We start from the raw sequence: 20,251 nt of genomic DNA, 5'->3' as shown, positions 1-20,251 counted from the left end.
TTACACATAGCGGCCAACACCGCCGCCGACGTCGATCGTGGCTCCTGTGGTGTAGCCGCTTAGCGGGGACAGCAGGGTAAGAATGTGGAAGGCGACTTCGTCGGCTGTGCCGAAGCGGCCCAGCTTTACCCCCCGGTCCTTGGTGATCTCGGCGCTCCACTCCGTGAAGTTCAGATCGCTGCCTGACTGCTCGAATCGCCGCCGCCACTGGCCGGTATCGACCAGTCCAAGCAGCACCGAGTTGACCCTGGTACCGTCCGCGGCGAGGTCTTCAGACAATGAGTGGCTCAGGTTCAACAACCCGGCGCGCGCGGCTGAAGTAGCGGCCAGGCGCAGCTCAGGTTGGCGGGACAGGATCGCATTGACGTTGACCACTGAGCCGTGCGGCGAGGCGGCCAGGGCAGCCCGCGCCGAGCGTACGATGTTCAACACCCCGAAAATCTTGAGGTCAAATTCTTCGCGGAACTGCTCGTCGGACGTCTCATCCAAGGTAGCCATGAGCGAGCGGCCGGCGTTGCACACAAGCCCGTCAACAGCCCCGAAGCTTTCCAAGGTCCCGGCAACGAACGCGTCGGTGGCTTTGCGGTCGGTCACGTCGCAGGTGGCCAGATAGATGGAGTTTCTATCAGCCCACGCAAACTGATCGAAAGCCGCCGCGAGGCGCCCTGCATCACGGGCGCAGGCAGCTACCTTCGCGCCTTCTGCGAGCAGGTAACGGGCGGTAGCCAGGCCAACGCCGGAACTCGCTCCCGTCACAACGACGGTGCGGTCCTTTAATTGCAGATCCATCTGGTGGTCTCCTTGATCATCAGCCGGAGCCCGGCGTCCTGGGGTATTTTTCGGGAATGGGGGATGTTGTGGGTGGTGGTAGCTGACTCAGTGCCCCATGACAAAGCCGCCGTCAACGATGATGTTCTGACCGGTGATGAACGCGGCCGCGTCCGAGAGCAGGAACTGGACGACGCCCGAGACATCCTCGGGCACCTGGTCCCTTTCCAATACCCTTGTCTCTTCGTAGAGCCGGTAGCGGGAGGCCGGCACGGACTCGGTCGCCTCGACTCTGGTAAGGCCGGGGGAAACGGCATTTACACGGACCCCGGCTGCTCCCGCATCCCGGGCCATGGTCCGGGTCATTGCCAGGACCGCGCCTTTGGAGCTGACATAGTGGACGAGACGCGGCGAACCGTACAGCGCGGCGTCGGAAGCGACATTTACGATGGCGCCTGTCTGCTTTTGTGCCAGCTGCGGATAGAGGTGCTTGCTCACCAGCCAGGTGCCGAAGGTGTTCACCGTCATGACCCGCTGGAAAAAGTCCTCTTCAAGGTCCCAGAAGGTGTCCCCGCCAACGCCGTCGGCAAGAGCTGCATTGTTGACCAGGCCGTCTGCCCCGCCTAGTTCCTGAACGGTATCGGCCAAAGCCGCAACGGAGTCCTTATCCGCGATATCGGTGACGATTGCCGTGGCATCAAAGCCGCGTCCGCGCAGCGTATCTGCTGCACATTCTGCGAGTTCTGCGTTTTTCTCAGCGATGACAATGCGGTCACCTCCGGCTGCCAGCCGTTCAGCGATACTGAATCCCAGACCACGTCCGGAGCCTGTTACTACGATCAGCCGTGTCATGAAAGCCTCTTCCAAAACTCTAGAATCGACGACGCCATCTCTGCCGGCTTCTCCTGCACTGCGGCATGGCCTGCACGGGGAATGATCTTGAAAGAAGCGTCTGTTATGGATTCGGCGAGAATCCGGGATTCAGCCACACCGGTGACAACATCGTCTTCGCCGACCAAAACCAGTGATGGCACCTGCAGGGACGACAGCACATTGGATGTGTCGGTAGCTGCCATCATGGCCGCTGCCGCTGTGTAACCGGGCAGCCGGACCGCGGCCATGTCGGACCTGACGGCCGCGGCTGTCGCAGCATCCGCTGACGGCGAGACCAGCCTGGACGCGCGCCGGTCGGCAAACGCTTCTGATCCCAGTTCAGCCAGTTCCGAGACGCGAGCCAGCATCCTGTCCACCGACTCACCGGTAACGGCCGAACCCCTAGTGCTGTCCGCCAGCACCAGGGAGCGGACAGCACCAGGTTCCTGCGCTGCCACTTTGGTGGCGATAACTCCTCCCCACGAGGTCCCAATCAGGTGTGCGGGACCAAGGGCGAGGGAAGCCAAAATCTGCCGGACGAGCCCGGGATGGTCGACCGGATCCAGCGGATCCGCGGACTCCCCGTACCCTGGAGCATCCCAGCAGAACGTGCGGTAGCCGGCCTCACTGAGCAGCTGTGCCAGCGCGCCGCAGGATGAGGCGTTACCCCCGATGCCGTGCATCAGGAAAACAGGCGCTCCTTCACCACGGACGACCAGGGATACGCCATGGAGGGAAATGCGGCTGCCCAAGCTTCCGGTGGCGGGAGCTGCCTCAGTGGGCAGCTGCATGACTTACCGAATCTGCCGACGGAACAGTGAAGTAGTCCGCGCTGCCCGGGACGACGAGGGAGCGGTAGCCGTCATCGGGGATTCCGGCCATGGCGGTGCGAACGTTGACCGTGGGCGGCCCGGCGGTTCCCCACTGGTCCGACAGTTCCGGGGTCCGCTTCCAGGTGCGGCACAGCCAGCTGTCCTCATCAACCTGCGCGACTTCCGAGGTGTACTCACAAACCAGGCCTGCAGGGTCGGTGAAGTAGGAGAAGGTGTTATCCCCGGGACCGTGGCGTCCCGGTCCCCACTGGGGGGCGATACCGTGGGTTTTGAGGGACCCGATACCACGCATGAAGTGATCGATGCTCTGCATTTCGTAGGCCACGTGGTTGACTGCTGTCCACGGGGCCTGGTTGAAGGCGATGACATGGTGCTCGGAATTGCACCGCAGGAAGGACATCTGGTGCTCGGACCAGTCCGAGACCCGCATGCCCAGGACCTGGGTGTAGAAGGCGGTAGCCCGGTCAATGTTAATGGTGTTCAGAACGACGTGGGCGATTTTGCGCGGGATTGCCCGGCGTCCGGATGGCTCCTGGCTGACGACGGCATGAACGTCCGCCGACAGCTCTACAAGCCTGCCCTCGGGGTCAACCAGCTGCAGGCCGTAACCGCCGGCAGCATCGTCCAGCGGGCCGGGTTCACGGAAGAGGGGAATACCCAAAGCGGTGAGCTTAATGGCGGCCTGGTCCACCTCCTGGGGCGTAGCGAGGGCGAAGGCCACGCCGCCAAGGGCGTTCTGTTGGCCCTTTTCCAGCTTCAGAATGTGGTGCTCGGAGCCGGTTCCGCGGAGCCAGAAGCGGTCGCTGTCCTCCTCGACGGTGGAAAGGCCCCAGACTTCGTGGTAGAAATCCTTGGCGCGTGCCGTTTCCGGTACCTTCAAGGACACCGAGCGAAGGGCTCGCAACTTACAGACAGGCTCTGCTGCGAAGAAATTCATGGGGCTACCTTCTTACTTTTCGAGGGTTTAGAGATCAAGAATCAGTTCGGCTGAACGGCAACGCGAGACGCATACGAACATGGATTTGTTTGCGGCCTGCTCGGCCTGGGTGAGGAGAAAGTCACGGTGCTCCACGTCGCCGCTGATGACGCGTGTTTCGCAGGTACCGCAGATGCCTTCAGCGCAGGAGCTGGGAACGTCGATGCCGGCGTTGTTGAGGGCATCAAGCACAGATATGTCAGGCCCGACGGGGATGCGTTGGCCGGTGCTGTTGCACACCACGTCAAATGCTGATTCGCTCTCCACCGGGACAGCAATTTTTTCTGGTGCCTTGAACCGCTCGATCCGAAGCTGCGCTTCGTCCTGCATGGCCCCGGCAACGGCTTTCAGCAGTGGTTCCGGTCCGCAGGCGTAAACCAGCGCATCGGGGCTCAGTGTTCCGACAGCGGCCGCCAGGTCAGGGTAGCTGCCGTTGGCCTCGTCGTCGGCATGGATGGTAATCCGGTCCTGGGGGAGGGCCTCGATCTCAGGCAGAAAGGCCATAGTGGCGCGGGCCCGGCCGGTGTACAGCAGAGACCAGTCCGCCCCCGCCGCCTGGAGTTCCCGCGCCATGGAGACAATCGGGGTGATGCCGATCCCGCCAGCGATCAATACGTAGCGTCCCGCATCTTCCAGTGCGAAGTTATTGCGTGGCCCATCAACCTCAAGGAGCGATCCCACCGGCAAACCCTCATGAACCAGTTGGCTGCCGCCGCGTGAATCAGGCGTCCGCAGGACAGCCACTGTCCAGCTGGTCGAATCCAGCGGATCCGAGCACAATGAGTACTCGCGTATGAGCCCGTTGGGCAGATGAAGACTCAGATGCGAACCTGGCTGCCATTGGGGCAATTTCGCCCCGGACGGGTCAGCGAACGTGACACTTGTAACCCCGTCCGCTTCCCAGGTCTTCTGCTGTACCCTCAGGGACCGTGCGGTGGGCTCCCCTGTTACAGCCCGGTCACCGCCGGCAACCGGCCGGGGTGATCCTTCCGATCCCCGTGTGTTCAAAGTGGCGGTAGTCATGGTTCACTCCTGGCCCCGGTGCGCAATGGCTTCAATTTCCACCGTGGCACCGTACGGCAGAGCAGAAACTTCAACGAACGTCCTGGCCGGCCGGGGATCGCTGAAGAGCTGTTCGTAATGGCAGTTTGCTTCCTCGCGCAGGGTCAGGTCCGTGACGAAGTAGGTGGTTTTGACGATGTCCTGCATGGACATGCCGATGGTCCCCAGCCGTTCTGAGAGCCTGGTCGCAGCAGCCTCAATGGCTTCAAGACGGCCGCTGACGGGCGTGTAGTTTTCATCAACGGACAACGCCCCGGACACGAAGCCGAAACCTCCCGCCTGGTATGCCGGACTGTAGGGGTGAGCACTCACTGACTTGCCTTTCGTTAGGGATGGATTGGAATATGCTGCGGATTTCATGCGCCGGCCCAAGGCAATGGGGCGCCGGAAAGATCGACGTATATGCTCTTTTGGCGCATGTAGGAGCGGATACCGTCCCTGCCTTTTTCGGTGCCGAGCCCGCTTTCTTTGATTCCGCTGAAGGGGGTAGCAATGCTGAACTGCTTGTATGTGTTGATCCAGACGGTGCCCGCCGCAACGGCCCGCGCAATGCGCCAGGCCCGCCGGTAGTCCGCTGTCCAGATGCCGCAGGCCAGACCAAACACACTGTCGTTGGCCTGGGCCAGCAGGTCGGTTTCATCATCAAAGGGAAGAACCACAGCTACGGGACCGAAGATCTCCTCCTGGCAGATCAGGTCGGAGTTGGCCACGCCGGCAATGATGGTGGGCAGGTAGTATGCGCCCTGCTGCAGTTCCGGCTCCGCTGGCCGTTCGCCGCCGCACAGGATCTGTGCTCCGGCTGCCCGTGCATCCTCAACCATCTTTTCAACGGAATCCCTGTGGGCGTGGGCAACAAGAGGTGCCACCTGTGTGCCCGGGTCGGTTCCTGGACCCACCCGCAGGGCTTTGGCTCCTTCGACTAAGCGTGCCAGCACTGTGTCATAGATGGACCGCTGGATGAATACCCGGGAACCGGCGATGCAGCTCTGGCCGCTGGAGGAAAAAATTCCGTAAAGCACCCCGGCGACGGCTTGATCCAGGTCCGCGTCAGAAAAAATGATGGTTGGCGATTTTCCGCCCAGTTCCAGCGTGATCGGCATGATTTTATCGGCCGCGATGCGACCCAACTGCCTGCCGGTCAAGGTGCCGCCGGTGAAGGAAACCTTGCCGACATCCCTATGCCGCGCCAAAGCATCCCCGACGGTCCGCCCCGGGCCGGGAAGGACCGAAAGCAGACCCGAAGGGAGTCCAGCCTCGTCACAGATTCTTGCCAGCAGCAGCGACACCCACGGGGCCCAGACCGGCGGTTTGATCACGACAGCGTTGCCGGCAGCAAGTGCCGGAGCAACCTTTTGCGCGTCACTGGCGATCGGGGAGTTCCACGGCGTGATGGCAGCTACCACGCCGATGTGTTCATAGGTGGAGATGCTCAAGTAGTCACCCCGCGGCGGAGTTACCGCATCCTCCATGGTTTCAAGGGCTGACGCGGTGAAACGGAATGTGGCCGCGGCGCTCATGGCCAGCGCCCGTGTCTCCTTGAGGGTTTTACCGGTGTCCTGGGTCTGCAGAAACGCGATCCGGTCAGCGTTGGTTTCAATAGCCGAACCGATCCTGTGCAAAACAGCAGCGCGTTCGTGCGGTAGCTTACGGGCCCAGCCCGACTCTTCAACGGCCGCCAGACCGGCCGCGACCGCGACATCAACATCGTCAAGGGTGGCACCATGGAGCGTCGCGAAGACCTCAGAAGTTGCGGGATTGACGGACTCAATCAGTGCCCCCGCGCCCCGGGCCCAGACGCCGCCGACTTTAATTTCGTCCAGCGTGTCCACGCCCGGTTCGAAGCCGCGGAAGGGGATAAATCCTTCGGAGTCCGTCCCGGCCGGACGTTCCACGATGCCCGCGCTGCTCTGCGTTGTCATCCTCGGGGTCCACCAATCTTTATAGTCACTCAGGCTCCATCGACGTTGTTCGAGGCTTATTCCGTAGTCGCCGAAGCGACCGGAATGTGAACTAGGTCATGCCAAAGATATAACAGCACTAAGATACTTTGTGTCAAGGCAGTAGGGTCTTGACCTTTAAGCGCTAAGGAGATAGAACTAACGCAGTGCCATGATCTTCACCACACTTGAGCACCTCGCCAGCCGCGTATGTATGCGGGCTGACGGCGAGAGAGCGCGTGTCGTGCGTGAACGGAGAACCGCCATGACGTAGCCTGCGGCGCCTGTTCCTCGTCCATGGCCTTGACTCGCGAGCCGCCGACGGCGGTGGCATGCCCCCCGCTTCGAGACTGTATTCGAAGCCCTCACAACCTTAAGGATGTCCGATGGACACGATGAGCGAACCTAAAAAGCAGGAAGAGACCAAACCGAATTGGTGGGTACTTTGTCTCGCATGTGCGGCCATAGTGCTCGATGGATACGACACGGTCGCGCTGGGCGTGTCCATACCTGCGATTGCCAAGGATTGGGGTGTTGCACCCTCGCACTTCACTCCTGCGCTTGCGCTGACCAGCGCTGGAGTGGCTCTGGGGTATCTGGCGGTAGGGCGCCTCGTGGCCAAAATGGGCACCAGAAACGTCATTTTTTCGGCGGTCGTGGTGTTCACCCTGGGTTCGTTGCTGACAGCGTGGTCGGATTCGATTCTGCAGCTGACGATTCTTCGTTTCGTGACCGGCCTGGGACTGGGTGCCGTGCTGCCAGCCGCTGTCGCCCATGCGACCGCAGTCAATCCCGCCCGTTTGCGTCAATCGATTGCGGTGGTCGTGATGACGGGCATCTCGGTCGGGGCGCTCATCGCGGGGTTGGCCGGGAGCGGTATCGTGGGCGCATTGGGGTGGGAATGGGTGTTCATAATCGGAGCTATCGCTTCTGCTGTGCTTCTGCCGTTCCTGTGGTTTGGACTCTCCGCCAGCCACGTATCAAGCACGCCCATTGATGCGGCCGAGGCCAAGCACCATGCGTCGGTGGCTCGCCTGTTCGATGCTTCCGTACGAAGCAGAACGCTTCTCCTGTGGGCTTTTTCGTTCCTCATCTTTGCCGTGTTCTACGTGTTCTCGTCGTGGTTGCCGACTCTGCTCACCAGCTACGGCTTCAGTACCGGTCTGGCACCGCTGGGGTCGGCGGCCCTGGGCATAGGAAGCATCATTGGTGCCAGCGTACTAATCCTCGCATCGCGTCGATTCAGGATGACGTCCGTCCTGGCTGGAACCTCGGCGGTAGCGATCGTGTTCCTTGTCATCTCTGCATTCCTCGGCCCGGACAAAGCGCTGCTGCTGCTGGTCTTCGGTGGGGTCGGCCTCGGACTTCAGGCCGGCATGATCGGCCAGGCCGCGGTGGCAGTGTCGCTGTACCCCCAGGCAACGGTGACCGCCGGTGTCGGCTGGGCGGCTTCAATGGGCCGACTCGGATCGGTTGTCGGCCCGATCTTCGGCGGCGTCCTCATCGGACTCGGCGTGGATACCAGCATCATCGTTCTTTCAGTATGCGTGCCCGTGATCATCGCTCTGATATTGATGCTGATTCTAGGACGGATCACAGCAGCCAAAGCGTCGGTTCCGACGTCCTTACAGCCGGCGAAATCGCCCCTCACCGCGCCTCGGACCTAGCGTAGACCCCCGTCCGCACTGCCCCTTCGACATAAAGTTGCAGGGGGCAGTGCCGGGGCTTGAATCCTAGTACTCCTCCCGTCAGTGGAATGCCCCAGACGCATCAAGGCAAAGAAGAAGAAAGTCATGGCGCCTCTGCCCATAAAATCACAGCCCTGGTCAACGACGTCGCGCGGGAGATCGAGAAGTAACCCCTCCCCGCGCCCGACGATTCGATTGGAGGCACCCTGCCAGTCCGCACATCGAGGATCCGGGGTAAATGGAGCTGACGTGGCATTGGATAAGCCAGCAACGGGTGGTCCTGCCCTCACCGGGATGCTTGCATGCTTCTGCCGGCAGCAGAGATCGACAAGCACCGCTGCAACAACGGCATGACCTGCTTGCACTCCCACTCCCAGTGAGCCGATCGCCACGACAGGATTGCAATTCGGGAGAAACTCGGTCCAGAACGTCCTTCGCGTGCCACAGGAGTGCCCGGAACGGTCCTTTTGGTCTGGACCGATCCGTTGCTGAGCTAGAAGAGGCATGGGCAAAAGCCATCACAGCTGATGTCTTTATCGATGTTCCCCATCAACGAGCATCACAGGATGTCCTTTCAGAGCCCGGAAGCAGCCAGCAGCGATATGGGCAGCGCGAAGAGGGCTTGAAATGCGAGAGTGCACACCCCAGTCCTTCGCAATCGCGGCCGCTCTCTGCGTCCAGGGCGCTGGCACCCCCTCTGCGAGTGCCCCTCCTCAGGATTGGCGCCCTAGAGGTGAGTGTTCTCTTGTGTCCGCTCTGAGAAGCCCGCATAGTTCTAAGTAAGTGCTGCTCGGCGGTGTGGCCAGCGAAAGCGAGGAGGGCCGAGAGATTCCGGGATGGAATATCAATAACGCAGCAGGATCGGCTGGGCCAGGGGCGGTTACTCTTCTTGAGGGATCCTCATTCTGCATTTCTGCGGCGAACGGTGACATGACCGCGGGTCGGCCGCAGGGAGCCTTCTTCAACGACACCCGCTTCATCGCGGAATGGAACCTGACCATCAATGGCGGCTCCATTGAAGCGCTGTCCGCTGCGACACCAGAGCCTTACCGCGCCAAGTTTGTCGGGAGGGCCGCCAGCAACGGAGGGATGGACAGTCCGTTGCTGATCGAACGCGAACGAACCCTCGGAACCGGTCTGACTGAGACTATAACCGTCCGCAACTACTCCCGTGAGCCTATTAACTGCCGCATGGAGCTAGTCGTAGACACTGATTTTGCCGACCTGTTTGAAGTGAAGGAAGGCAGGCCTTCACGGCGATGGCAACAGTCACGGCGCTCTGACGGGGAGAAGCTGATCCTGGCTTCCGAATGGAAAGGCCACAGCCACGGGATCGTCCTGACCTTCCCCGGCGCTCAGGTTCAGGGGCGCAGTTTCGTATCCGCTTTTACAGTCCCTGCACAAGGCGAGCGAACCCACACAGTTACTGCTGCGCCACTCATCGGCAGACGGGACACAGGGCCCTCACGACATGAAAAGGTCCCCGGCGACGAGCAGTCTCTGAAACGCATCACCGAGTGGCGAACAGCAATGCCCGTCGCAGACCTAGGAGATGACGCGCTCGAGAAAGTAATCAGGCGCAGCCAGGAGGACCTGGGCTCCCTCCGGATCTTCAACCCCGATCACGCTGACCGCGTCGTAGTCGCCGCGGGAGCCCCGTGGTTTATGGCCTTGTTTGGGAGGGACAGCCTGCTCGCCTCCTTCATGTCTTTTCTCCTCGACCCATCCCTCGCGTTGGGCACCCTGAGAACACTGGCCGATTATCAAGGAAAGGAAATAAATCCGTTAACGGAGGAAGAACCGGGACGAATACTCCATGAGGTGCGTCTGGGTGTCAGCACTGGGCAAGCGCTCGGCGGTCGCAGCATCTACTACGGCACGGCTGACGCCACATCGCTCTTTGTCGCCGTGCTGGGGGAATTAAGCCGATGGGGACTCGAATCCACGGCCATACACGACCTGCTCCCGGCCGCGGATAGAGCCCTGGACTGGGTCGAGAACTACGGAGACCGCGACGGAGACGGCTTCGTTGAATACCAGCGCCACACGGACCAAGGGCTACGCAACCAGGGCTGGAAGGACTCATGGGACGGAATAAACTTCGCAGATGGCACACTGGCCGAACCGCCAATAGCGCTGTGCGAAGTCCAGGCCTACACCTACTCGGCCTATATGGGACGGGCACTGATCGCCCTCACCCACGGCGATACAGAGACCGCGGATTCCTGCGCTGCCAAAGCCGCGAGACTGAAGGAGGCCTTCAACGAGCGTTTTTGGCTTCAAGACCGAGGATATTTCGCCATCGCCCTGGATCGCGATAAAAAACCCGTTGACGCCCTCGCCTCCAACATGGGCCATTGTCTTTGGGCCGGAATCGTGGACCAGGACAAGGCAGCGCTGGTAGCTGAACGGCTCATGTCCCCCGAGATGTTTACCGGCTGGGGAATACGGACTCTCGCCAGCACGATGGGTGCATACAACCCCGCGAGCTACCATAATGGCTCAGTTTGGCCCCATGACAGCACCCTCGTCATGGGCGGACTAATGAGGTACGGATTTACGGAGCAGGCGCAGGCAATTGCGTATGGGCTTTTGGAAGCTGCAGATTACTTTGGCGGGCGGCTTCCTGAGCTGTTCTGCGGCTTGGACAAGGCCAGCCATCCGGTACCGGTTCCGTACCCAGCCTCGTGTTCCCCTCAGGCATGGGCGGCAGCTGCCCCGGTGCATTTGATCCGCGTACTGATGCGTTTTGACCCCGCCCTTCTTTGGAACGAGTTGTGGCTCGCTCCTGCACTTCCGCCGGGCACGCGCTTCCATTTGGAGAATCTGCCGTTCGCCGGCAATGCCAGGCTCTCGCTGGACATCGATATGAACAGCGATTCGGTCCAAGTCCAGGGGCTCCCGGATTATGTGAAACTTCGACGGGGGCTTCGTCCTCCGCTGATGGAACTGTACAACCTGACACGATCGCCGCGGCCGGACTGAACAACCCGGTTCGTCATTCCGCTATCAGTGTTCCGGCTTCTGCTTCATCACGGAGTAGCTGCTGGGATACTTCGGCCGGGGAAGCGCGGCATCCTTGTCGCCGCGGAAACGGTGCTCTAGTGTCTGGACCCAGGCCAGCCTGTACAACCGGGGGAGCGGCGTAATGTCAGAATCAATGTGGTGCTGGCCAGAATCTCCGGATCGATGACCGCTTTATACCCGGAAATCACTCCGTAGTCTCCAGGCGCTGGACCCGTCGCAGGCAGGGCGCCGGCGTCAGGCCCACCTTTCGGAGTGAGCAAGGTTTGGGCAGGATCCAGTGGCTCAACCTGTCGGATCAGTGGCGAAGGAGCCCGGAGAACTCATGATTTTGGAAGACAAGCGGGTCAGCGGCGCTTCCGGTGCTGAGATCGAGGACCCGGGCCAGAACAAAGTCATGGTCACCGACGGAGGTGACGTTTTCGATCTGGCATTCCGTGGCCGTGACTGTACCGGCGACTAGTGGTGCACCGTATGAGCCCTTGTTCCAGAAATGCTCGGCAAAGCGGTCCTCTTCCTTTTTTCCGAGCTTGCGGCAGAACTGAGTCTGGCTTGCCGACAGAGTACTGATGCCGAGCACTGTGGCCTCCTTGAGCTTTGGCCAAGTTGAGGAGCCTTGGCCAACGAAGAAACCAACCAAACAGGGTTCGACGGAAATGAAAACGAATGATCCAACGATCATGGCGGCGCGTTCACCGGTAAGTTCGGGCTCGCCCGCAATGACTGTCACGCCGGTGGGCACTTTGGACATGACCTCCCGGACCTGCTGGGATCGATGGTGCGGGGGTCGTTCGGTGACGATAGTCATGTGTCTCCCTTCGTGCCCAAGACCCGGAAAGGCGATGCTATGCACTAAACAACCGGTCCCTTAGATTTAGTTATCTTAAGTCTAAGATATATGGAAGAAGGTGGCAAGGGTCGGATGGGCAAGAAAACGAAACCGGGACTGCCTGGCCTGGTGCTTGCCCTTGCGATGGGCGTTGCTGCACCGAGTCCGAGGAGCGACTAGCAGCATCCTCGGACTGCTCAGAGGATGAGAGAGTCGATGATCCAAGTAGCGTGATCTCCCAAGGTTCTTGCCGCTAGGCTTCTGGACGGGGTTTCTGCGTCAATCATGTCCGGTGAGATCACCCTGACCTGTTGGGCTGAATGGGCCCTCTCAGTCGGGTTTCGAAGCGCCGATAAGCGTGATTCCGTCAAGCTGGCGAAGAGCCGCTCCTTGTGTCATCGCAGGGTCGTGTCCGGTCTTTACAGCAGGGAGTGACTCTTTGGGCGTAGGCGGCAGGGTGTCCGGTCGTTAGGGTATTCGGCCAGCGTGTGCTGGTGTGTCGAGTCACGGATGTAAGAATTCACCATGGCATTCACACCTTTGCATCGCGCCCTCGGGCTTGAACCATCTGCTCTGACATATTCGATGCTGCGAAGTGCAATCGATCAGCAGTTGACAGAGAAGGGTGACCTTGACTGGAAGGAAAAGTTACCTGACAGCCGGAATCCCAAAGCGTCCGAGGAGTTTGCGAAGGACGTCTCAGCCATGGTCAATGCGGGAGGCGGCATGATCGTATTCGGGATCCGAGAAAATCGCGCCACCAGCGCTGCGGAGAGCATCGTGCCCGTGGCGGGCTGGACAGACGCCATTGAACGAAAGCTGAGGGGGTGGGCATACTCTCTTATCCAGCCTCCTGTTCACGGTCTGGAATTTACGTCAGTCAACGATGAAAGCGACGACCCCGGTGTGGTTGTCCTGAGCATCCCCTCCAGTCTAGAAACGCCGCACTTTGCAATAAAGGATGATGCGCTCAGGGCACCTCGTCGTTATGGGGCGCAGACGGTCTTTATGAGTGAACGCGACATAGAGCAGGCCTATCGGAAACGTTTCGAGGACCGTAGGAGCGATGCTAGGGATCTCGCAGATCTCTTGGATCAGACAATGACCGGCATAGACCGGGACGGCCGCGTCTGGCTGGCGGCTGCCGCGCGTCCGATCAGCCCCCGTCCGGCGCACACAGGCCGGATTGACCGAGTAGAGGCCCAAGAAATCCTTGCGTCCCTTATGAGTCGGAACCCCTTCCTATTGCAACGACGAGGGTTGGAGAATGCTGGCCTGAATCCGCGCCCAGGGTATCGAAAATGGCGCTCTACCGACAGCAATGGCGGTCAAACCTTGGGAGTTGTCGAAATTCACGATAACGGCAGTGCGAGCCTCGCTGTGGCAGCTAACCCCGCGTGGGACGATGACGTCGATTCGCGTACCGACGTCCACGTCATGGATGCACAGTCGGTCCCTGCCCATATTGTTCATTTGGCACGCAGTGTGGCGGAGAGGATGGAAATGGTGGGAGATTTTGAGGTGAGCATCGTCATCAGCTCGCCCGGAACGGAACCAGTTTTCATCCGTACATTTGAGGTAGGCGGTTTCATGCGCTCCCGCTGTGACATTACGCCAATCCATAAATTTCAGCCCGTCACGGGAGTCTTCTCAGGAAACGGCCCCGTAGGTGACGCCCTTGAGACCGTCCGCGGTCTGGCTTTGGACATCATGAACCAGAGCGGAGCCGTATCGTTGGGCAGCATGTATTTGCGAGCAGGCGTCTGATCTTGTCGAAAGAATTGCTGGGGCTGCGTTACCAGGGCCGTTTATCGCACTGGGAAACCGCGTTGCTACGCAAAGCGGCGTGGCCGCCCACGTGCATGGGCTGCAGCACCGGCCCGTTCTCGTAGGCTCCGCAACGAGCGAAGAGTCCCTACACTGGCCTTTGGCAAAAGCGCTTAGGGCCAGCCTTAGCTACTGCCTTACCGATCCACAGAGTCAATGAGTTCTTGTATTTCTCGTCGAACCAGGACCGGGAGGTCAAGACCTTCGATATTCTGCGCTCGGAGCCAGTCCAGACACTCATGTGACGTCCATTCGTCAGCAGCGATATAAGTTGATATCGCTATCGTGGTAGTTCGTGAGAGCCCCAACGACATAAGTACCACCTCACTCGCTCTGGAAACTCCTAGTTCTAGAAGCATCGTGACGTCTTGAGCGGGGCCGAGATCGTGGACGCCCCGCTCTGCCGCGAATGCGCTGAGAATGTCGTTGTAGCAGGAGAGATACTTTGGAGCTTGGAAGCGCGCGACTCCCTCAATGTCCGCCATCACATCACGTATTGAGCTAGGTAAAGATTTGGCTTTGCCCGCGTTCGAAACTCGTTGCTCGATAAGGCGTGCGAGTGGAGTTCCTTTCATCCAGTTGACAATCAAATTCGCTAGCTGGTGCTTACGTCTGTCGGGTTCTCCCACTTTCGCATTCTGCCGGGGTTGACCGAAGGCGGCGGTGGCTGTATTGCCCAAAGCCACCAAGGCCTCGTAATAGCGTTGGCGGCTGTCTCTTTCCTCCGGGAGGGGAAGTACAAGATCGTGCGGCGTCTTGCCCGAATCGCGAAAGTGCTGAAGTAGTCTCTGCATAGCCGTGGGCGAGATACCAGCATGCCTAGCAATCAGATGCAGAGGAAATTCCGCTTGCTCGATAGCGCGTTGGACGGCGCTTTCGATCTCGTGGCGATCCGAATCGGATGGGACAAGATCGAGCAATCCGCGCACGTCCACTCCTGCTGCATGGCGGGAACAGAGGTAGCTAAAGAGATTCTCGGATGCGGCAACATTGCTCCTAATTACGTCATCAGACCGAATATAACCCAGCAGATCCGATGCATCTGTCATGCCGGCTCGGACTGAAAGCTTCAGGTTTGTCCGTCGACGAACGGTCGGAAGGTTCTGCCATAGAGATTCATCATCCGTGTCAATGCAGACAATGTTTCCTTGAAATTCGCGTCCCCATCGGCCGGCCCGCCCGGCCAGATTCCAGAAATCCGCTTCTGAAAGGTGCTTTCCACGTCCCTTCTGCGGGTTTCGCATGAAGATATTTCGGCAAGGTAAGTTCACACCTTCAAGTAGGGTCGAGGTACAGACAAGGTACTCAATCTTCCCGATCTCAAAGAGCCGCTCAATCTCGGACCGGATAGCAAGGGGCATGTTTCCGTAGTGAAAGGCAACACGCCGACCGAGAACGTCGGCCAAGGCATATCGTGGATGCACCGCCGTCCGTACAAGATCCTGAAGGTTCTCGATTTCTTCGTCGCCGGAGACGTTGTCCGCCCCAATCGATTCGAAAATATTCTTCGCTACAACTTCAGCTTCGCTCGGGCCGTTGACATATACGATATTGCCGCCGTTCGCGCCTCCGAGAGCATGGGCGACGTACGCGAGGCGTTTGTTGGCAGTTGGGGCGCGGTTTTTGAGTATCACCGAGCCGATGTCTCGTGGGACTCCTTCATGTAGAAGTTGGATGGATCGCTCTAATGGACGTCCGAATACGCCCTCCACGCGGATAAGGTTTTGATTCACGGTCACGGTCTCTGAGACGAAGGCAGAGGACGACAATCCGCTGGGCGCCGATTCTACAAACACTTCAGGATTACGGCTGAAGGGACTAGCGAAAACGACTTGGGCCAGCGGATTGTCGGTCGCCGTGCGGTCCAACACCTGCTTCAGCAGCACTCCTCGGTCGGCATAACCCAGGTTTTGTGCCTCGTCGACAAAAACTAAGTCGACTCTGAAGGGGTGCTCTGCTTGCTGAATGAGATGCAGTCTTTCCTGCGTCAGCACGAGAACGCGCTTCTTGGAGATGTGCAAGTCGGGATCCCAGGGCATGACGAATACGTCGGTCCCAGGGGAAACCTCTCTTCTGAATGAGCCAGATACTTCTTCAACGAGTGCCCTTGTGGGAACGATGTATACGGCCGTGAATTCTGGGTTCGCTCGTAGGCGTTCCAAGAACCACTCGCGAACGATGTGAGACTTGCCCGCCGATGTCGGGGCCGACACACTGAGCCATTCTTGATTTTCTGCTTCGCCCCAAAGGCGACGCTGAAAATCGTTAACCTCAAGGTCCTGGCCGGTCGAAAGTGGAACTGTCAGCTCGAGTTTCCTGCGGATGACTTCCAGCCTGATTCGTGGAGGCATCTGCAGCCACGCGTCAGGGGACACAAGCCCGCGAGTCTCGGCAAGCTGGACAGCCCGAGGATTTCCGCTTCGTTCCAAAAGCGCCGCTGCAGCTCGCTTTTGATCATCAATTGCTTCTGAGGCATTCAGACAGCCGACGACGACGTGCAGCACTGCTGCTTGGGCACGCTCAGAATCAATCGAAGTCAGCGCACTTGCGCAAAGCAGCGCATAATTCCAATCGATCGGGGTCAGTTCAGACCGGAGACTCATCATCGGAAATTCAGAGCGCAAGAGGTGAACGCGGATGGACTCAACTATTCGTCGGAACTTTCCGGATGAAAATACTGCCTCGCCGAGACTTGCCGGTCTCATTTCGTACTTCCGATGGCTTTGCTAATGGCCTTGCGAAGGGCTTCAACCGAAGGGAATGGTATGCAAAAGACGTCGAGATTGACCTCAAGTAGACTGTTCCTCGTTAACCTGTCAGTGACTGCAGTGTGCCAGCTCGCGGCGGATTCTTGCACTGCCTGCCGTTGTTGTTCATCAATGGTGTTCAGGTCGGGATAGGAATCGTAGTCGAAGCCGACCAAGCAAACTCCATTCCATCGGACCCGCAGAGAATGAGGATGTTCATCATCGAAATAGGCGATGATGTGCGCTGCTAGGTCAGCTTCCTGGATGTTGATGTGGTCGTGAACCAGAAGTAGGTCCCTCTTTCTGGCGTCACCGGAGTCGGAGACCAGAAATGGTGCGATGCTTGTGAAGCAATCGGTGAAGGCAGCGCTGCTTGACTTGTACAACTTGGACTCGCCCCAGAATAGATCCAGAACACCGTCTGGAGCCATCTTGGCGTGGACGCCGTCAGAGCCATGGACATGCATGTTGGCATTTGTCTTGAGCGACATCTTGGACAGAATTTGAGGGAGACCAAGTACCTGCTCCATGAGCATGAAAAGTAGAAGCTCTCCGCCTTCCCCAGATTTTTCTGCCTTAACAAATAGCTCTTCGGCCTGTTTTGTCAGACGCACCAGACCTGCAGTTGAGCCGCTACTAATGAGTTCTTGCTTAGCCTTCTCGACTCGAGCGCGGGGGACGCAAAAGTCGACCATTGCGAGAGCCATTGCGAGAGCCAGCTTTTCGATGACGGGGACGCCTGATGCGTCAAAGGCGACAAAGTGCGTCCGAACGGTTGTCCTAGTGTCATCCAGTTCGACAGGAGTTTCGTGCTCAAGGAGGAGGTGACGGAAGGTGGACGCATCACCCCTAGCCAAGTCGGATAGAGCACTGCCTACCCACGAGTCATCATCCCGTGTCACCATACATTCCCCCAGATTTTGGCGAGTGCCTCTCGCGCAGTATTCACACTAGGTTCTGTTCGTCCGCTTCCGATGCTTGACACGAGCTGAATGTTGTTCTGAGGAATTTCCGCCTCGATTGAGACTGGTCAGACGCCGGCAGAACTGAACCACTTTGAGCACAGAGGCTCAGCCCAGGATCGACCGCCTTCGAGCGAACAATCGGAGGGCATGTGTCCAAGCCTCGCTCTTGTCGTTCCAGACACGCACTCGGTGGGGGACTTCCAGGAAAATTGCCTCAAACAGGTCGGGGGCCACCCGTAAAAGGTGGCCCCCGACTTTAATACGAAGTGGGGAGCGGCTCGAACGAATTCGGGCGGGTCCCTCACTTTAGAATGTGGGCTTCTCAGCGATTTAAGTATCGCTGTTGAGTGAGCGAAGATCAAACTGTGACGACTACTGCAACCGTGGGCCGCCCGGACACTCTTGCCCTTGCTCTAGCACGCCTCGACGACTTCTTCGATGTTAACTCGCCTTGGCAACGCCGGCTATGGGATTGCGGCCTAGTGCTGGGGCTGCGTGAGCTGTCGGACGCCGTTGAGTGGGTGGAACACAAGACCCTGTCTTCAGGAACGCTCAATTGGTTGTCAAGGGATCTAGAGCGGCTGCAGGGGCCTGATCAAGGCGCCGGCGATAAAGTGCTCCGGCAACAACTGCAGCGGGCCCTTCGTTCGTCTCTCAAGCAAGGTAACGCTCATCACAGAATGCTGAACGAGATTATTGCCCGGGTCGATGAGGGCTACTTGCAGCGTTGGGAGAAGGCCGCCAACGATACGACGAAGCAGCCCTCGCCCGAGCGATTTGCTCGAGCTGTTGGAGCCCACCTTCTCGACGCTGGATTCAGCCAGCGGTACCTGCACTCATGGGTTAGGAGGCTTTCCGTCAGGACGTTGCCGGAGTTGGCGGCAGCAGCGCAGGACCTACTTGCTACCAATCTGTCGCGGGCGTTTGAAGTAATGGTTCCGTTCGAAGCTGTGTCGAACGACGAGCACAACCGCGACTCGGACGCCGCCTGGAAGTCAAAGAAGTTTGTCAATGACTGGCTGCGGGAAAACAAAACCTCAGTAGACGGGCGAATAGCCGGAGGTTTTCTGTACACAGTCATGGCGCGTGACTGGCACACAGCGGCGGAAGAAGTAAGGGAAATCGTCGATCGACTGCAGGCCCGAGCCACCTACAGCCGCAAGCAGACTAACCTTAAGGACTTTGGATTACTCATAGTCCGCGGACGTAGCGATCCGTTCCCCCTGCAACGGCCGGGACGTGGAACATTCGTACTCTCGTTGGTCCGCGAGCAGAGGCTGTACGCGGTTCAGGAGAGAACGCGGTTGGACAACGCTCTGGAACTAGCTGCGCCCATGAACCACGGCTCGATTGCGACAGCCATTTCGGGGGGTTGGTCTGCCATCGAAACCTTGCTGCTCCGGGGCGACGATGAGAGCGATGAAGGGCGGGGGGTCCTTGCTGCTGACCGAATGGCTGCGCTAACAGCTTGTTCCTGGCCTCGTGCAGAACTCACAAAGCTGTCGCATGCGCACAACCCGATAAGTCCTGACCGCCTCTCGCATCAGATGGCCATAGTTGATGATGGATCTGCAAACCGGGAACGTGCGCGATTGATAGCCGAATGGATAGGTTCGGGAAATTCTCTGTCGCTAACCAGGGTGAATGACCTGGCTTCAGAAGAACGAATGAGAAAGCTGCTGGCGGCCCCTCACGGGAATTTGTCAGAGGTGAAGCGTCACATGGTGTCGGCAATGCGTCGGCTTTATAGGCACCGAAATTTGGTTATGCATGGTGGCGCAACCCACCTTGAAACACTGAACATGACACTTAGGACCGTGGCTCCATTGGTGGGTGCCGGACTGGACCGGATAGCTCACGCGGCCATCGTTCAACAATCAACGCCAGTCGAACTGGCTACTAAGGCAGAATTGCATCTGGATTTGCTCCGATCAAAAGATGAGCCCCCGACGTTGGTCGATCTGCTTGAGTAAAGAGGTGCAGTCGGAAGAACCCACTGGCTTGATCCGCTGCGTCGAATGAATGAACCGGGAGTAAACAAGAGTGCGCCTGAGCACCCCCTTTTCCTTTGAACCTCCAAAGATGACACGGCAACGTCCGGCTCGGAGCTCTTCGTCGTGGAACACATCTTGTCGATCATCGATGGGACGGTGCTGCCGAGTAGATCCTCATGTCAGGTCTCAGGGGAGCTTAGTTGAACCTTCAACCCAATTAACTTGACATAACGCTCATTATCGGTTATCGGCAGGCCATCGTCATCTACGCAACGGACTCTGGGTATGACGCAGTTAGGACCCGGCATCAGTGTCGCTAGAGAGAACCGCCACCTCAACCGCATCCCCTGCGTCCCGGAACTTGCTCACTTGGGCCGGGTCGGCGCCGTCGTCCGTCACGAGGGTCCAAGGCAAGGCAAGCCGCGCCCAGGCGTGGAGCGGCCGCAGGCCGAGCTTGGAGGAGTGGGCCAGAACGTAGACGTTGTTGCCGCGCCGGGCCATGAGTTCCTTGAGCCGGGTCTGGGCGTGGTCTGCCTCGCAGATGCCGTCCTCGGCGGTGACGGCGTCGGCGTCCAGGAACACGCGGTCAAAGCTCATCCGCTCCAGGGCCGCCTCGGCCAGGGAGCCCACGAAGCTTTGGCTCAGGCTTCGCAGCCGGCCGCCTAGGCAGTCCTCAAACGGCCAAGTGTGAATACTAGCCCTGCCCGCCCAGCGAGGACGGCGGGAGC

14 protein-coding genes and 1 pseudogene are annotated in these 20,251 nt (G+C 59.2%); 4 read left to right on the top strand and 11 right to left on the bottom strand.

From position 1 onward, the window contains the following. The 7 genes from AC6CH3_RS09175 to AC6CH3_RS09145 all read right to left on the bottom strand — a co-directional run bounded on the left by AC6CH3_RS09175 (nt 1) and on the right by AC6CH3_RS09145 (nt 6,431). On the bottom strand, nt 1–789 hold the full coding sequence (locus AC6CH3_RS09175) for an SDR family oxidoreductase (RefSeq protein ID WP_498132139.1): 789 nt from the start codon (nt 787–789) through the stop codon (nt 1–3). A gap of 87 nt (nt 790–876) precedes the next feature. Continuing rightward, nucleotides 877–1,620, bottom strand: coding sequence for an SDR family oxidoreductase (locus tag AC6CH3_RS09170; protein ID WP_498132138.1), 744 nt, complete (start codon nt 1,618–1,620; stop codon nt 877–879). Then, nucleotides 1,617–2,432 (bottom strand): alpha/beta fold hydrolase, encoded by an 816-nt coding sequence (locus AC6CH3_RS09165; protein ID WP_498132137.1) that lies wholly within the window; start codon nt 2,430–2,432, stop codon nt 1,617–1,619. Before AC6CH3_RS09165 ends, AC6CH3_RS09170 begins: the two co-directional genes overlap by 4 nt. After that, complete coding sequence (locus AC6CH3_RS09160) at nt 2,416–3,411, bottom strand: VOC family protein (RefSeq protein ID WP_498132136.1); 996 nt, start codon at nt 3,409–3,411, stop codon at nt 2,416–2,418. The genes AC6CH3_RS09165 and AC6CH3_RS09160 overlap by 17 nt, the downstream gene beginning before the upstream one ends. 27 nt (nt 3,412–3,438) lie before the next feature. Then, nucleotides 3,439–4,473, bottom strand: a complete 1,035-nt coding sequence (locus tag AC6CH3_RS09155; protein ID WP_498132135.1) for a PDR/VanB family oxidoreductase — start codon at nt 4,471–4,473, stop codon at nt 3,439–3,441. A 3-nt stretch (nt 4,474–4,476) separates the two neighbouring features. After that, nucleotides 4,477–4,824, bottom strand: coding sequence for a RidA family protein (locus AC6CH3_RS09150; RefSeq protein ID WP_498132134.1), 348 nt, complete (start codon nt 4,822–4,824; stop codon nt 4,477–4,479). Nucleotides 4,825–4,868: 44 nt separating this feature from the next. Further along, nucleotides 4,869–6,431, bottom strand: coding sequence for an aldehyde dehydrogenase (locus AC6CH3_RS09145; RefSeq protein ID WP_498132133.1), 1,563 nt, complete (start codon nt 6,429–6,431; stop codon nt 4,869–4,871). A gap of 404 nt (nt 6,432–6,835) precedes the next feature. Between AC6CH3_RS09145 and AC6CH3_RS09140 the strand changes: the two genes are divergently transcribed. Together AC6CH3_RS09140 and AC6CH3_RS09135 are read left to right on the top strand one after the other, a co-directional pair. After that, nucleotides 6,836–8,116, top strand: a complete 1,281-nt coding sequence (locus AC6CH3_RS09140) for an MFS transporter (protein ID WP_498132132.1) — start codon at nt 6,836–6,838, stop codon at nt 8,114–8,116. An 804-nt stretch (nt 8,117–8,920) separates the two neighbouring features. Next, nucleotides 8,921–11,122 carry an amylo-alpha-1,6-glucosidase gene (locus tag AC6CH3_RS09135; RefSeq protein ID WP_498132131.1) on the top strand — a complete coding sequence of 734 codons (2,202 nt, stop codon included), beginning with the start codon at nt 8,921–8,923 and terminating at the stop codon, nt 11,120–11,122. 337 nt (nt 11,123–11,459) lie between these two features. Here AC6CH3_RS09135 and AC6CH3_RS09130 read toward each other — a convergent pair whose 3' ends face one another. Further along, nucleotides 11,460–11,969, bottom strand: a complete 510-nt coding sequence (locus AC6CH3_RS09130; protein WP_498132130.1) for a flavin reductase family protein — start codon at nt 11,967–11,969, stop codon at nt 11,460–11,462. A gap of 546 nt (nt 11,970–12,515) precedes the next feature. Between AC6CH3_RS09130 and AC6CH3_RS09125 the strand changes: the two genes are divergently transcribed. Beyond that, nucleotides 12,516–13,757: an AlbA family DNA-binding domain-containing protein gene (locus AC6CH3_RS09125; protein WP_498132129.1), complete on the top strand. Its 1,242-nt coding sequence runs from the start codon at nt 12,516–12,518 to the stop codon at nt 13,755–13,757. A 197-nt stretch (nt 13,758–13,954) separates the two neighbouring features. On the opposite strand, the gene AC6CH3_RS09120 is transcribed toward AC6CH3_RS09125, so the two are convergent. After that, nucleotides 13,955–16,441: a DEAD/DEAH box helicase gene (locus AC6CH3_RS09120; RefSeq protein WP_498132128.1), complete on the bottom strand. Its 2,487-nt coding sequence runs from the start codon at nt 16,439–16,441 to the stop codon at nt 13,955–13,957. A 77-nt stretch (nt 16,442–16,518) separates the two neighbouring features. Next, nucleotides 16,519–17,466 (bottom strand): HamA C-terminal domain-containing protein, encoded by a 948-nt coding sequence (locus AC6CH3_RS09115; RefSeq protein WP_498132127.1) that lies wholly within the window; start codon nt 17,464–17,466, stop codon nt 16,519–16,521. Nucleotides 17,467–17,876: 410 nt separating this feature from the next. Here AC6CH3_RS09115 and AC6CH3_RS09110 point away from each other — a divergent pair, with 410 nt between their 5' ends. Beyond that, nucleotides 17,877–19,502 (top strand): hypothetical protein, encoded by a 1,626-nt coding sequence (locus tag AC6CH3_RS09110; RefSeq protein ID WP_498132126.1) that lies wholly within the window; start codon nt 17,877–17,879, stop codon nt 19,500–19,502. 315 nt (nt 19,503–19,817) lie between these two features. On the opposite strand, the pseudogene AC6CH3_RS09105 reads toward AC6CH3_RS09110, so the two are convergent. After that, nucleotides 19,818–20,195 (bottom strand): annotated as a pseudogene (locus tag AC6CH3_RS09105) (DeoR/GlpR family DNA-binding transcription regulator); the annotation flags it as partial. Nucleotides 20,196–20,251: the final 56 nt, after the last annotated feature.

This window comes from Arthrobacter sp. GQ119 (assembly GCF_059759125.1).
The sequence above is the reverse complement of the archived record's forward strand: the minus strand, read 5'-3'. Positions and strand labels throughout refer to the sequence as shown.